Origin of the sequence: Planococcus donghaensis MPA1U2 (assembly GCF_000189395.1) — a bacterium.
Classification (GTDB): domain Bacteria; phylum Bacillota; class Bacilli; order Bacillales_A; family Planococcaceae; genus Planococcus; species Planococcus donghaensis_B.
Genome location: NZ_AEPB01000064.1, coordinates 1 through 13,903, shown reverse-complemented (window position 1 = coordinate 13,903; position 13,903 = coordinate 1). Strand labels below are relative to the sequence as shown.

14 protein-coding genes are annotated in these 13,903 nt (G+C 41.1%); 1 reads left to right on the top strand and 13 read right to left on the bottom strand.

The genetic code is table 11. The annotated features are described in order from the left end of the window. Nucleotides 1–7: 7 nt before the first annotated feature. The 11 genes from GPDM_RS15740 to GPDM_RS15685 all read right to left on the bottom strand — a co-directional run bounded on the left by GPDM_RS15740 (nt 8) and on the right by GPDM_RS15685 (nt 10,619). Complete coding sequence (locus tag GPDM_RS15740) at nt 8–1,000, bottom strand: L-threonylcarbamoyladenylate synthase (protein ID WP_008432986.1); 993 nt, start codon at nt 998–1,000, stop codon at nt 8–10. Nucleotides 1,001–1,089: 89 nt separating this feature from the next. Further along, complete coding sequence (prmC, locus tag GPDM_RS15735) at nt 1,090–1,947, bottom strand: peptide chain release factor N(5)-glutamine methyltransferase (RefSeq protein ID WP_008432985.1); 858 nt, start codon at nt 1,945–1,947, stop codon at nt 1,090–1,092. Beyond that, the gene (gene prfA, locus GPDM_RS15730; protein ID WP_008432984.1) at nt 1,934–3,013 is read right to left on the bottom strand and encodes a peptide chain release factor 1; all 1,080 of its coding nucleotides are present in this window, start codon (nt 3,011–3,013) and stop codon (nt 1,934–1,936) included. The genes prmC and prfA overlap by 14 nt, the downstream gene beginning before the upstream one ends. Nucleotides 3,014–3,381: 368 nt before the next feature. Continuing rightward, complete coding sequence (locus GPDM_RS15720) at nt 3,382–3,975, bottom strand: thymidine kinase (protein ID WP_008432982.1); 594 nt, start codon at nt 3,973–3,975, stop codon at nt 3,382–3,384. A gap of 327 nt (nt 3,976–4,302) precedes the next feature. Next, nucleotides 4,303–4,518, bottom strand: a complete 216-nt coding sequence (gene rpmE, locus GPDM_RS15715) for a 50S ribosomal protein L31 (RefSeq protein WP_008432981.1) — start codon at nt 4,516–4,518, stop codon at nt 4,303–4,305. 150 nt (nt 4,519–4,668) lie between these two features. Further along, entirely contained in the window at nt 4,669–5,952 is a 1,284-nt protein-coding gene (gene rho, locus GPDM_RS15710) for a transcription termination factor Rho (RefSeq protein WP_008432980.1), read from the bottom strand. 129 nt (nt 5,953–6,081) lie between these two features. Next, nucleotides 6,082–7,047, bottom strand: coding sequence for a class II fructose-bisphosphatase (gene glpX / locus GPDM_RS15705; protein WP_008432979.1), 966 nt, complete (start codon nt 7,045–7,047; stop codon nt 6,082–6,084). A 72-nt stretch (nt 7,048–7,119) separates the two neighbouring features. After that, nucleotides 7,120–8,418 carry a UDP-N-acetylglucosamine 1-carboxyvinyltransferase gene (locus GPDM_RS15700; RefSeq protein ID WP_008432978.1) on the bottom strand — a complete coding sequence of 433 codons (1,299 nt, stop codon included), beginning with the start codon at nt 8,416–8,418 and terminating at the stop codon, nt 7,120–7,122. Between the two features lie 172 nt (nt 8,419–8,590). Beyond that, nucleotides 8,591–9,238 (bottom strand): fructose-6-phosphate aldolase, encoded by a 648-nt coding sequence (gene fsa / locus GPDM_RS15695; protein WP_008432977.1) that lies wholly within the window; start codon nt 9,236–9,238, stop codon nt 8,591–8,593. A gap of 79 nt (nt 9,239–9,317) precedes the next feature. Continuing rightward, nucleotides 9,318–10,175 (bottom strand): class II fructose-bisphosphate aldolase, encoded by an 858-nt coding sequence (locus GPDM_RS15690; RefSeq protein WP_008432975.1) that lies wholly within the window; start codon nt 10,173–10,175, stop codon nt 9,318–9,320. A gap of 87 nt (nt 10,176–10,262) precedes the next feature. Then, the gene (locus GPDM_RS15685) at nt 10,263–10,619 is read right to left on the bottom strand and encodes a response regulator (protein WP_008432972.1); all 357 of its coding nucleotides are present in this window, start codon (nt 10,617–10,619) and stop codon (nt 10,263–10,265) included. Between the two features lie 49 nt (nt 10,620–10,668). On the opposite strand from GPDM_RS15685, the gene GPDM_RS15680 reads away from it, so the two are divergent. Next, nucleotides 10,669–11,154 (top strand): DUF2529 family protein, encoded by a 486-nt coding sequence (locus GPDM_RS15680; protein ID WP_008432971.1) that lies wholly within the window; start codon nt 10,669–10,671, stop codon nt 11,152–11,154. Between the two features lie 53 nt (nt 11,155–11,207). Here GPDM_RS15680 and GPDM_RS15675 read toward each other — a convergent pair whose 3' ends face one another. Together GPDM_RS15675 and rpoE are read right to left on the bottom strand one after the other, a co-directional pair. Beyond that, a complete protein-coding gene (locus GPDM_RS15675; RefSeq protein WP_008432969.1) occupies nt 11,208–12,806 on the bottom strand; it encodes a CTP synthase in 1,599 nt (532 codons plus the stop codon). Nucleotides 12,807–12,964: 158 nt separating this feature from the next. Continuing rightward, nucleotides 12,965–13,531 (bottom strand): DNA-directed RNA polymerase subunit delta, encoded by a 567-nt coding sequence (gene rpoE, locus GPDM_RS15670; protein ID WP_008432968.1) that lies wholly within the window; start codon nt 13,529–13,531, stop codon nt 12,965–12,967. Between the last annotated feature and the right edge of the window lie 372 nt (nt 13,532–13,903).

The following is a 13,903-nucleotide window of genomic DNA, read 5'->3' as shown; positions in this document are numbered from 1 at the left end:
CACCCGATCAACTAAACCATTTATGGTCTGCTGCTTTTTCAAGTCTGTTCATCAATGCGTCCTGATCTTGGTCACTTGATTTTACTGGCGCTAATATTAAATCTGCATCAGTTAAATCACATTCTCGCAAACTAGCATATAAACTTTCCATTGATAATGGAAAATTGAAATCTGCAAGTGGATAATCCGTTTCACTAATAACAGCTACACGCTTTCCTTTTTCTTGCACATATTGTATCGCTTTTTCAATCAAGCTTTTTTCATCTTCAATCAAATATAAAGGTGCAGTAGGTGCATAATGCATATATTTCATCCCTGGTGATTTCGGCACATTGTCTTTGTTTCCAGACGATGTACGAACTGTGCCAATTACCTGTTCAATCTGCTCTTTTGTTATTTTTCCAGGACGCAAAATAACTGGTGGTTCACAAGTGGTATCTAATACAGTTGACTCTATGCCAATTTCTGTAGCGCCACCATCTAAAATTAACGGAATTCTACCATCCATGTCGTGACGAACATGACTGGCCAACGTTGGACTTGGTTTTCCACTCGTATTTGCACTTGGTGCTGCTAAAGGTAATTTCACTTCTTGTAATAGCTTTAACGCTACAGGGTGGTTTGGCACACGAATTCCTACTGTTTGAAGGTTTGCCGTTACATTATTCGCAAACGTTTCTGGCTTTGCTTGCATGATCAGTGTTAACGCCCCTGGCCAAAAAGCATCCATACATTGCAACGCTTTTGCAGAAACTTCTTGCACATAATTTAATGCAGATTCTTTCTTATCCACGTGGACAATTAAAGGATTATCTGCCGGGCGTCCTTTTGCTTCGAATATTTTGCTAACTGCTTCAAAATTTGTCGCGTCTGCTCCTAATCCGTAAACTGTTTCTGTAGGAAAAGCGACAACTTCACCTGATTTCAAGTTTTCCACAGCTTGTGCATAACTATTTTCTTCATCCACATTTTTATCCACAACAATCATTTCCGTTTTCACACGAACAACTCCTATTTTTAAGGGTTTTTCAATTTTTACCCACAATCCGTGGATAAAAACATGCGTCTTGTGCGTAATCTGTGTATAAGTTACTCAATTACAGCAAAAACCATTCGGTCGTTTTTGTTGATATCTTTTTTACAATAGACGAAAGCATCAGGAAAAGCATCTTTTAACATTTTTTCAACGGCTTTTCCTTGTTGATAACCTATTTCAAAGCCAATTATCCCAGGTTTATTTAGCATTTTTGGAAATTGCTCTGCCATTTTTTCATATAGCGCTAAACCTTCGTTATCTGCAAACAATGCATGATGTGGTTCAAAATCGCGCACACTATCCGATAAGTCTGGTGCCTCAGAATAAGCAATATACGGTGGATTGGATAAAATAACATCCCACTTTTCATTTTCGATTGGTTTTGTTAAGTCTCCTAACCGAAAGTCAATTTCCGCATTTAACGTTTCTGCATTTTGCGCTGCTGTTTCTAGCGCTGACTGTGAGATATCGGTTGCAGTAACATTTGCGTGCGGCAATTCGCATTTCATCGTAATCGCAATAATGCCACTCCCAGTGCCAATGTCTGCAAGCGCTAACTCTTTTTTTACTAAATGACGCTCGATTAATTGCAGCGTTTCTTCTATTAACTCTTCTGTTTCTGGTCTCGGAATTAACACATCTGCATTTACGCGAAATTTCCTGCCGTAAAATTCTTCAGTCCCAGTCAAATGCTGAACAGGAATTCCTTTTGCATGTTGTTCAATAGTTGCCCAGAAGTTCTCCAATTGCGCGTCACTTATTTCATCTCGCATAGAGGCGATTAACCCGGAATATGAGAGACCCAGTTCGTGCTGAAGTAAAATTCGTGCAGCTCCTTCTTCACGGCCGTGTTCCTGTAAAAAAGAAGAAGCCCTCTTCAGGGCCTCATAAACGTACTTAAGCTTGGTCATTATTGAGACTTTCCATACGAGCAGATTGCTCTTCCACGATTAATGCATCGACAATTTCATCCATTTTCCCTTGCAAGATCTGATCCAACTTTTGAATCGTCAAACCGATTCGGTGGTCAGTTACACGGTTTTGAGGGAAATTGTATGTGCGGATTCGTTCAGAACGGTCTCCTGTCCCAACAGCTGATTTACGAACTGCATCGTATTCAGCTTGAGCTTCTTGCTGGAATTTTTCATAAACACGCGCACGCAATACTTTCATTGCACTCGCTTTGTTTTTAATTTGCGATTTCTCATCTTGACACGTTACTACCGTATTCGTTGGAAGATGCGTTAAACGAACAGCAGACATGGTCGTGTTTACGGATTGTCCACCAGCTCCGGAAGATGCATACGTATCGGTACGAATATCATTTTCATGAATATCTACTTCTACTTCTTCGACTTCTGGTAAACAAGCCACTGTAGCAGTTGACGTATGAATACGCCCACCTGATTCTGTTTCAGGAACTCGTTGTACACGGTGTGCGCCGTTTTCATATTTCATTTTTGAATAGGCACCTTTACCGGTAATCATAAAGACAATTTCTTTAAATCCGCCAAGACCAGTTGGGTTCGAATCCATCACTTGGATTTTCCATCCATTGGATTCAGCAAAACGCGTATACATGCGGTATAAGTCTCCAGCGAACAAAGCCGCTTCGTCACCACCCGCTGCTCCACGAATTTCCATGATAACGTTTTTGTCATCGTTTGGATCTTTCGGAATCAATAATTTGTGAAGGCGTTCTTCTACAACAGAAACCTGTTGTTCTAGTTCATTAACTTCTTCTTTGACCATTTCACGCATGTCAGCATCCATTTTCTCGTCAAACATCGCTTTCGCTTCAGTCAATTGAGTTGTTAAATCTTTGTATTCACGGTACGTTTCAACCGTTTCTTGTAAGTCTGACTGTTCTTTTGAATAGTCACGTAGCTTGTTGGTATCACTAACGATATCTGGATCACTTAGCAATTCATTTAAACGGTCATACCGATCTTCTACTGATTGTAATCGATCAAACATAGGTGTCACCTCAAGTTCTAATTTTTGGTTATTTATTCTAATGAAGAAATCGCTCCAGGCGGACGCTTTCCAGGGGGGCCGGCTTCAGCCGCTTCCCTCGCTCCGCTCAGTCCAGGGTCTTCAGCTCGTCCTAATCCCCTAGGAAAGTCATTGAACGAATGCAATTCGGCCAATGGCTTTGCGACGAAGCTAGCGAAGCGATGCAGGAGCATATCTTCGCACTTCGCCGCCTTCCGCTTTTTCTTCTAAATATGTTGTAAAACTTTATAAGTAACTATTAATTATAGCCAAAGTATTTTTTGGATATGGAGCAAATCAGCAGAGTCTCCGCTAGTTTGCTCCATATCTTTGTAAATGTTATTAAAAGTTTATTCGCTAACGGTTACACCTGTTGGGACTTCGTGGTGGTGGCGGCAGCGCGGTTCGTAGGCTTCTGATGCGCCTACTAAAATAGTCGGGTCATCGGATCCTGCTGGTTTTCCGTCGATTAAGCGTTGCGTTCGGCTAGCTGGAGAACCACAAACTGTGCAGACCGCTTGAAGTTTGGTTACTTGCTCAGCGATTGCGAGTAGTGCGGGCATTGGTCCGAACGGACGGCCTCTAAAGTCTTGGTCGAGTCCTGCAACAATTACACGGAAACCGTGATTGGCGAGTTTCTGGACATTTTCGATGATGGCTTCATCAAAAAACTGAGCTTCATCTATCGCGATTACATCAAATTCGTCCGTGATGTAATCCCACATTTCGGAAGAGCGTGAAATCGGTAGTGCAATTACAGTTGCACCATTATGCGAAACAACCGCTTCTTTGCTATAACGGTCGTCGATTTTCGGTTTAAAAACAGCAATTTTTTGTTTTGCGAATTGGGAACGGCGGACACGGCGGATTAGTTCTTCTGATTTCCCGGAAAACATACTCCCGCAAATCAATTCAACCCATCCCGTTTGTTTCATGACATACATAGGTGAGACCCCTTTCAAACACTTTGTAATGTTGCTTTACCATGGTTATTAACGCTAATAAGTGATGCTATCTACAGACTTGTATTCTTGATCAAAAGCTTATTTTTACTAAGTTAGCCCTCTATTTATCATACCAAAATAATGCTGCATTCTGCTGATTTTTTGGGATATGTAAGGTGTTTTTTCAGATTTAAACCGAAAAAAATACCCGCCTGGCGTTTTCGCGCGAGGCAGGTATAATTTTAATTGATACTTGAAAGCAAAAGACTGGATGATGGAAATTCGCAAATTGAAAATTCCCAGTTCCAGTCTGTTGCTGAGCAAATATTACTCGTTGATTTCTTCTTTTAAGCCGTACTTTTTGTTGAAACGATCTACGCGGCCGTCTGCTGCAGCGAACTTCTGACGTCCAGTGTAGAATGGATGACATTCAGAGCAAAGCTCAACGTTGATGTTTTCTTTTACAGAACCAGTTGTGAAAGAGTTCCCACATGAGCAAGTTACTGTAGCTTGTTTGTAATCTGGGTGAATTCCTGTTTTCATAATAATTTTCTCCTCTCGCCCTGAACCATCTGGAACAGAGTTTAATCTATTTTACTATTGCCTTACACGGTTCTTTAGACCGTATATGCAATAGCTTTGATTTAAATCACTAACATTATCTTATCAAATACCCGCATTTTTTGCAAGTACTTAGATCATCTTCTTATTGCTTCGATGTGTTTTCATTTCCGTAGCCAATTGCTCGAAAAATTCTTCGTTGGTATCTGTTTGGCCTAATTTCTTTAAGAAACGTTCGCCGAAATCATGCGAATCTGAGAAAGTTTTTCGAATCGCCCACAGTTTTTCAAGTTGTTTAGGTTCGATAAGCAACTCTTCTTTACGCGTTCCAGAACGGCGAATATCAAGTGCTGGGAAAATACGGCGCTCAGCCAAAGAACGGTCAAGATGCAATTCCATATTGCCTGTTCCTTTAAATTCCTCGTAAATGACTTCGTCCATACGTGACCCTGTTTCTACTAAAGCTGTAGCTAAAATTGTTAAACTGCCACCTTCTTCAATATTACGGGCTGCTCCGAAAAAGCGTTTAGGTCTATGGAAAGCCGCTGGATCAATTCCTCCTGATAGTGTACGACCACTTGGCGGAATAACCAAATTATATGCTCGTGCCAAACGGGTAATCGAGTCCATTAAAATGACCACATCACGTTTATGTTCAACAAGACGCATTGCACGCTCAAGAACAAGTTCTGCCACTTTCACATGGTTTTCAGGTACTTCATCAAAAGTTGATGACACAACATCAGCGTCTACAGATCGTTCGATATCCGTCACTTCTTCTGGACGTTCATCAATTAGTAAAACGATCAATTCTGCTTCTGGGTGATTGGTTGTAATCGAATTAGCGATTTCTTTTAACAACATCGTCTTTCCTGCTTTTGGCGGCGCAACAATCAATCCACGCTGACCAAACCCAACAGGTGAAACTAAATCCATGATGCGTGTAGACAAGTGCGCCGGTGTCGTTTCTAAACGAATATGGCGATCTGGATAAAGCGGAGTAAGTCCTGGGAAATGGACGCGTTCTTTTGCCACTTCTGGATCTTCGCCATTCACTGCTTCTACTTGAAGCAAGCCAAAGTAACGTTCGTTTTCTTTTGGTGGACGCACTTTCCCTGAAACTTTGTCACCATTTCTCAAATCAAATCGACGTATTTGTGAAGCCGAAATGTAAATGTCCTGCGAACTTGGTGAGTAGTTGATTGGTCGCAAGAAACCAAAACCTTCTGATTGAATAATTTCCAATACACCTTCCATAAAGAAAAAACCTTCTAGTTCTGCGCGTGTTTTCAAAATCGCAAAAATAAGTTCTTTTTTAGTTAGCTTACTGTAGTTGGTTAGTTTGTATTCTTTCGCTAAATTATAAAGTTCTTTTAGCGTCATATTCTCCAATGCGGAGATTGTAATCGTTGCCATATATCGGACACCACTCTTATTTGTATTATTTTGTTTGTAGAATTATTGAGGATCAGTAGTGAATGATTGAGAAGATCTTTAAAGAAGAAGTCCGGCAAAATGCCGGACTCATTTTATGAAGTAGGATCGTTAATCGTTCATTACAAGATTCGGCTTTTTCTGCAGGCTGTGACGCCCTTCGATAAAGCGGATTGTTCCTGATTTTGCTCGCATAACCAATGTATGGCTTTCTGCAAATCCACCTTTTAGCTGAACGCCTTTTAACAATTCACCGTCTGTAACACCGGTTGCTGCAAAAATAGCGTCATCGCCTTTTACAAGGTCGTCCATCATTAGGACTTTGCTTACGTCAATGCCCATATCAATGCAACGCTGCGCTTCTTCTTCGTTTTGAGGAAGAAGTTTCCCTTGAATTTCACCACCGAGGCATTTCAAACCAACTGCCGCGATAACGCCTTCAGGGGCACCACCAATACCGAATAAAATATCTACGCCGGTTTGGTCAAACGCTGTATTAATTGCACCAGCTACGTCGCCATCCGAAATTAGTTTAATACGAGCGCCCGCTGCACGGATTTGATCGATGATGTCTTGATGACGTGGTCGATCCATCAATGTAGCGACAACTTCTTCGATGTTTTTATTTTTGGCTTTTGCCACTGCACGAAGGTTATCAATGACAGGTGCATTAATATCGATTTTGCCGACTGATTCCGGTCCAACCGCTATTTTTTCCATATACATATCTGGTGCATTTAAAAGGTTACCGCGGTCAGCGATTGCTAGAACTGCTAACGCATTCCAACCACCCGCTGCTACAATATTTGTACCTTCTAAAGGATCTACGGCAACATCCACTTCTGGACCATTACCCGTCCCTAACTCTTCACCGATATAAAGCATAGGAGCCTCGTCCATTTCTCCTTCACCAATAACGACAACTCCACGCATTGGGATCGTATCAAATACGGTTCTCATTGCTGTTGTTGCTGCGTCATCTGCTTCGTTCTTTAAGCCACGGCCCATCCATTTTGAAGAAGCAATTGCTGCTGCTTCAGTGATGCGCACTAATTCCATCGATAGACTTCGTTCCATACTTTTAGTTCCTCCGTTCGGCATTAACTATATCTATATTATTGTAGCATATATTTTTGCACTAACAGAGAGTCAATTCGTGTCTTGGCTAAGGTCAGACTTCATGCTTGTTACCGGATCAATTGTCTCTCTCCGAATATCAGCACCTAACCCTTGTAATTTTTCGATAATAGATGAATAGCCTCGTTCGATATGATAAATTTCACGAATTTCAGTTTCACCTTCTGCGAGTAAACCAGCAATTACTAAAGCTGCTCCTGCACGTAAATCAGATGCTACTACGGTTGCAGAGGTCAATGGAGTTGGACCAGTTACAATCGCAGCTCTCCCTTCAACACGGCCACTTGCACTCATTCGACGAAGTTCGTCAATATGTTTAAAGCGAGCTGAATAAATCGTATCTGTAATCATAGAAGAACCATGAGCTTGCGTCATTAAGACAGAAAACGGCTGTTGCAAATCAGTTGGGAATCCAGGGTAAACCAATGTCTTCACATCAATCGCATTTAATTGCTCGGACTTTGGAATATAAATCGATTCTTCGCCTTCTTGCACATCAACGCCCATTTCACGTAATTTAGCAGTCAATGCTTCCATATGGAATGGAATAACGTTATCAATTGTTATGCCATCGCCTACAGCTGCTGCCATAATCATAAATGTTCCAGCTTCGATACGGTCAGGAATAATTGTATGGTTTGTTCCATGCAATTCTTCAACTCCGTCGATACGGATAACATCTGTTCCAGCACCTTTGATTTTTGCACCCATATTCGTCAATAATGTTGCAACATCAATAATCTCTGGCTCTTTTGCAGCATTTTCAATCGTTGTTTGCCCTTTTGCCATAACAGCTGCCAACATAATATTGATGGTTGCTCCAACACTCACTACATCTAGGTAAATTTTAGCTCCGCGAAGTTCATCAGCACGCAAATAAATGGCACCGTGTTCATTTGTAACTTTTGCGCCAAGTGCTTCAAAGCCTTTAATATGTTGGTCGATTGGACGAGGTCCTAAGAAACAGCCACCTGGTAGACCAATTGCCGCATGCTTAAAACGCCCTAACATCGCGCCCATCATGTAATAAGATGCTCGCAATTTTTTGACGTTACCATTTGGTAATGGCATATCAATCATTTTCGTTGGATCGATAGTCATCGTTCCATCTTCAAATGTTACTTCTCCACCGATTTCTTCCAAAATACTTTTCAGTGTCCATGCATCAGAAATTCCCGGTAACCCTTCAATCGATACAGGCGAATTTGCCAAAATCGATGCAGGAATCAAAGCAACTGCACTATTTTTAGCACCATTGACTTTAATTGTACCGGAAAGGCGATTGCCGCCTTTTATTTTATAAACATCCATTGAATTTCTCCTTTATCCACTTTTCTGGCTGTTAAGCTAGCCTGAAAAGTTCAATTGGTTCGGCTATAAAAGGATTGCCGATCACAACTTAGGTTTTCTCCGCTTAAGCGGTCAGTGCCCTTCTTACCTTATTGGTAAGAAGGATCCTGATTATTTTTTATCTGACCTTATTTTAAACTGAACGCTTTTCCCAATCTGCAAGGAACGCTTCGATTCCTTGGTCTGTTAATGGGTGTTTGAACATTTGGTGCATAACTTTAATCGGCATTGTTGCAATATGTGCACCGTTTAAAGCAGCTTCTGTAACGTGCTGCGGATGACGGATAGATGCTGCAATAATTTCTGAAGAAATATCATGGATTGCAAACATCTCTGCGATTGTTGCGATCAAGTCCATGCCGTTATGTCCGATATCATCAAGACGTCCAAGGAATGGTGAAACGTAAGCCGCTCCTGCACGTGCTGCAAGCAATGCTTGGTTAGCACTGAAGATCAATGTAACGTTTACTTTTTTGCCTTCTGAAGCAAGAACTGAACAAGCTTTCAAGCCTTCTGGTGTCATTGGCAATTTCACTGTGATGTTTGGTGCAAGATCTGCAAGCTCACGGCCTTCTTTGATCATGCCTTCTGCATCAAGTGCAATAACTTCGCCGCTAATTGAACCATCAACTAATGCAGCGATTTCTTTTAAGCGATCATGGAATGAGACATTTTTTTCTTTTGCTACCAATGATGGATTTGTCGTTACACCTGAAAGAATTCCCCAAGCGTGTGCTTCTTTAATTTCATCAAAGTTTGCTGTATCAATAAAAAACTTCATTGTTTTTTCTCCTCCAGTATCATGGGAAAAAGAGAAGTCGTCTTTTGAACGCTTCTCTCGCCTCTTTTTTGTTTTCTACTTACGCTTTTTGAGAACTTCCAAACTCGCGCATTTTACCCATTACCGTCTTTTTAATGGCTTCGCGAGCTGGTCCCATGTATTTACGTGGATCGTAAACATCCGGATCGTTGTTTAATGCATCGCGAACTGCTTGAGCCGATGTAATTTGGCTTTCCGTGTTCACGTTAATTTTTGATGTACCAAGAGATACTGAACGTTGAATGTCTTTTAACGGAATTCCTGTTCCACCGTGTAAAACAAGAGGCACGTCACATTGCTGTGAGATTTCTTCCATTTCTTTAAATCCTAAATTCGGCTCACCTTTGTAAGGGCCGTGAACAGATCCAAGAGCAGGCGCTAGGCAATCAATACCTGTTTCGTCAACCATTTGTTTGCATTCTTTTGGATCAGCATAAATAACGCCGTCAGCGATGATATCGTCTTCTTGTCCACCAACAGTTCCTAATTCAGCTTCAACTGAAACGTTGTGTTGGCGAGCATATTCTACAACTTGTTTTGTAATTTCAATGTTTTCTTCAAACGGGTGATGAGAAGCATCAATCATAACTGATGTGAATCCTGCATCAATCGCTTCTTTACATTTTTCAAAGCTCGAACCGTGATCTAAATGAATCGCCACGGGAACTGTAATTTTATAGTCATGCATTAATCCTTTGACCATATTAACAACTGTAGTGAATCCGCCCATGTAGCGAGCAGCACCTTCAGAAACCCCACAAATAACTGGAGAGTTTTCTTCTTGTGCGGCTTGAAGAATAGCCTGCGTAAACTCTAAATTATTCAAATTGAATTGACCAATTGCATATCCTTCTTCTTTACCTTTTATCATCATTTCTTTCATAGAAACTAACGGCATTTAAATTTCCTCCTCAGCAATGTTTAAAGCGAATATCTTTTATACTATATCAAAAACCCACTATTTACGCTACTTCTTCGATAAATGCTAATCTAATAATTGCTTAACAGCATCGCGAACTTCAAAAACATCAAAAGGCTTCGTAAAATAATGCTCTGCGCCCCAATTAATGGATTCTCGAATTAGGTCCAGTTCCCCGTATGCCGTCATCATCAAAACATGAATACTTGGGTTGCTTTTTTTCAAGCGTTTCAAGATCTCGATGCCATCCATACCTGGAATTTTCATATCTAATAAGACGAGGTCTGGTGGAATTTCTTGAACTTTTTCAATCGCCTCTAAACCACTTCCAGCTGTTATCGCTTGGTAACCTTCTTTGGTGAAGACTTCTTTTAACAACAACCGGATTCCTGGCTGATCGTCTACTATCAAAACGGTTTTCAAAAAGAGCCTCTCCTTTATCTGCTATACTTTTTTACACGAGGTGATTTTTATGGATTTGTTCACAATTCAATTGACTCGTGTATTCGAGCGTCTTTCAGAAGAACACGAAGCCTTCGACAGCATTGCGGCTGTATTGGCGCAAGCCGCTATTGCAGAAGGCACAATTTTTATCGCTGCGTTCGGTGAGATGAAGGCTGTGACAGCTGCTGCCCTCTATAGCGATGAACCTTTATTCGTTGCAGCTGACTGGTCACCTACAAGCATTGTGACTGATATCGATCGCGTCTTCATTTTAGCACCACATAGCGAAGGTGTGGAACTTGCCGGTCGCCTGTCAGATGCTGGCATTCCTTTTGCACTTGTTGCGCCCTCTTCAACCGACAGTGACTTGGCAGATGCCTTCTTCCCCTTAACTAGTGAAGAACCTTCCTTTTTACAGGACGGTGGCAAAGCTGCGTTAGTTCCGCACACATTTGCTGGTCTTTATATTTATTATGCCGTTAAATTGCGCATTGATAAACTACTAGCTGAATAAAAAACCTTCTATACAAAAGCCTTCCCTTTGTCTTAAGGGAAGGCTTTTGTCGTTTATTTGTTAGCGATAGCTGCTTTAACAAAGTCACGGAACAATGGTTGTGGACGGTTTGGACGCGAGATAAACTCTGGGTGGAATTGACAAGCTACAAACCAAGGGTGGTCAGTCACTTCAATAATTTCCACTAGACGACCATCTGGGCTCGTGCCTGTAAATTTAAATCCAGCGTTTTCGAAAGCTTCACGGTATTCGTTGTTAAACTCATAACGGTGACGGTGTCTTTCGTATACTAACTCTTCGCCATAGGCTTCGTGCGCTCTTGAACCTTTTTCAAGTTTCGCTGGGTACAGTCCAAGACGAAGTGTACCGCCTAAATCTTCGATGTCTTTTTGTTCAGGTAGTAAATCGATAACTGGGTAAGCTGTTTTTGCGTTCAATTCAGAAGAATGTGCGTCTTCTAAATTCATGATGTTGCGAGCAAATTCAACAGATGCTAATTGCATGCCCAAGCAAATACCGAAGAACGGTACGTTGTTTTCGCGTGCATATTGAGTAGCTGCAATTTTCCCTTCAACGCCACGATCGCCAAATCCACCAGGAACTAGGACGCCGTCGCAATCTTTTAGTTTTTCTGCAACATTTTCAGCTGTTACGTGTTCTGCATTAATCCAATCTACTTCGATTTCAGAGTCGAATGCAAAGCCTGCATGTTTTAATGCCTCTACAACAGAAATATAGGCATCTTGCAGCTCAACGTATTTACCTACTAGGCCGATACGCACGCTCTTTTTAAGTGATTGCACTTTCTCAACAAGTGTTTTCCAATCCGTCATGTCTGCTTCTGGAGCTTCGATTCCGAAATGATCTAAAACAATTTGATCCATATGTTGCTCTTGCAAGCGAAGCGGCATTTCGTAAATCACATCAACATCACGTGATTCGATAACTTCTTCTGATTTGATATCGCAGAACAACGCAATTTTATCTTTCATGTCTTGTGGCACTGGGTGTTCTGTGCGCACAACAATTAGATTTGGTTGAATTCCAAGGCTCCGAAGCTCTTTTACGCTGTGCTGAGTTGGTTTTGTTTTCATTTCCTTCGCTGCGCCAAGGTATGGAATTAACGTACAGTGAACATACATTACTTCTTCACGGCCAAGGTCTGATTTCATTTGACGAATCGCTTCTAAGAATGGCAGTGATTCGATATCGCCAACGGTTCCACCAATTTCAGTGATGACCACATCTGCATTTGCAGTTTTTGCAGCACGCAATAAGCGGTCTTTGATTTCATTTGTGATATGTGGAATAACTTGAACTGTTCCGCCCAAGTAATCACCACGACGTTCTTTTTGAATAACAGTCGAATACACTTTCCCTGTTGTTACGTTTGAGTATTTATTTAAATTGATGTCGATAAAGCGCTCGTAATGACCAAGATCCAAATCCGTTTCTGCGCCATCATTCGTCACAAAAACTTCCCCGTGCTGATATGGACTCATAGTTCCTGGATCTATATTGATGTACGGATCGAATTTTTGAATTGTTACATTCAATCCTCTGTTTTTTAATAAACGGCCTAATGATGCTGCTATAATTCCTTTTCCAAGCGATGATACAACACCACCGGTTACAAAAATATACTTTGTCATGCTTAGTTCCTCCTCTTATTGTAAAAATAAAAAGCGCTCCTCCTGCTGCATGCAGGGGGAGCGCGTAAACTGTACGAATCATCTCTCCTATGTATAAGGAGCCCAAATAAAATATTATCCAGTCTGGCCTTATAAGTCAAGGTGAAAAAATGTTCAGATTACTTCAAGTCATCTTCTTCGTCGTCTTCGTCTTCGTCGTCATCCTCGTCATCGATGATATTGCCATCCATATCTTCAACTAATACGTCGTCTTCATCTTTGTCGTCATCCGCATCAAAATCAAGCACTTCGATAGGTGATTTAACCACTTCATCGTCGTCGTCATCATCGTCATCGTCTTCGCCGAAATCTTCGAATTCCAACTCATCTTCTAATGCCAATTCATCTAAATCGTCAAAGCCTTCATCGTCAGCAACTTTCGCTTTCTTTTTACGTGCTTTAACAGTTGGTGCCGATTCTTCTTCAATTTGTTCAACCGGGTACCACTCACGAAGACCCCAACGGTTTTCGCCCAAGATTAAAAAGCGTCCGTCAATATTTAGATCCGTATAGAATTGGACTAACCTTTCTTTCATATCTTCTTTAGACAAGTTCAATAATTTCTCGATTTCTGCAACAAGTTCTGCATATGTTTTTGTTTCATGTGTCTCTTCCAACATTGCATATGTCAAGTCTACAAACGACTCTTCTATTAGTTCTTCTTTAGATAATTCACGAATTTTCATTCCGTGCACGTCCCTTCTTCTTCTTAACTTAATTCATTATATACAAACTAACTAGTCTCCGCTACCGTGTATTCTTTTTTCTCGGATCTATTTGTTTCCATCCGAAATAAAATAAATAAATCGCCAGAACCATAAATGGAATCGATCCCAAAGCTTTATTGTACAGGAAGAAAATCAGTATGACACAGATGGCGATGATTATGTAGTGTACAGCTTTTCGCATGGGATCCATCCTTCTTGATTTCTGTGATGCGTATTCTTTTATTATACAGAAGATGGCGAGGGATATCGACCGCCTACCTCTTTGAATAAAAGAAATTGCCGGATTTGTGGTGAGCGCGCGTATTTTTGTTGGAACGCGCATATTCCTCT

Coding starts and splice junctions, on each gene's coding strand:
- rho (WP_008432980.1), bottom strand. CDS start 5,952: ATGGCAACGATTACAATCTCCGCATTGGAGAATATGACGCTAAAAGAA.
- rpmE (WP_008432981.1), bottom strand. CDS start 4,518: ATGAAAACAGGAATTCACCCAGATTACAAACAAGCTACAGTAACTTGC.
- GPDM_RS15690 (WP_008432975.1), bottom strand. CDS start 10,175: ATGCCGTTAGTTTCTATGAAAGAAATGATGATAAAAGGTAAAGAAGAA.
- GPDM_RS15675 (WP_008432969.1), bottom strand. CDS start 12,806: ATGACAAAGTATATTTTTGTAACCGGTGGTGTTGTATCATCGCTTGGA.
- GPDM_RS15700 (WP_008432978.1), bottom strand. CDS start 8,418: ATGGATGTTTATAAAATAAAAGGCGGCAATCGCCTTTCCGGTACAATT.
- prfA (WP_008432984.1), bottom strand. CDS start 3,013: ATGTTTGATCGATTACAATCAGTAGAAGATCGGTATGACCGTTTAAAT.
- GPDM_RS15720 (WP_008432982.1), bottom strand. CDS start 3,975: ATGTATGTCATGAAACAAACGGGATGGGTTGAATTGATTTGCGGGAGT.
- rpoE (WP_008432968.1), bottom strand. CDS start 13,531: ATGAAAATTCGTGAATTATCTAAAGAAGAACTAATAGAAGAGTCGTTT.
- fsa (WP_008432977.1), bottom strand. CDS start 9,238: ATGAAGTTTTTTATTGATACAGCAAACTTTGATGAAATTAAAGAAGCA.
- GPDM_RS15680 (WP_008432971.1), top strand. CDS start 10,669: ATGGATTTGTTCACAATTCAATTGACTCGTGTATTCGAGCGTCTTTCA.
- prmC (WP_008432985.1), bottom strand. CDS start 1,947: ATGACCAAGCTTAAGTACGTTTATGAGGCCCTGAAGAGGGCTTCTTCT.
- glpX (WP_008432979.1), bottom strand. CDS start 7,047: ATGGAACGAAGTCTATCGATGGAATTAGTGCGCATCACTGAAGCAGCA.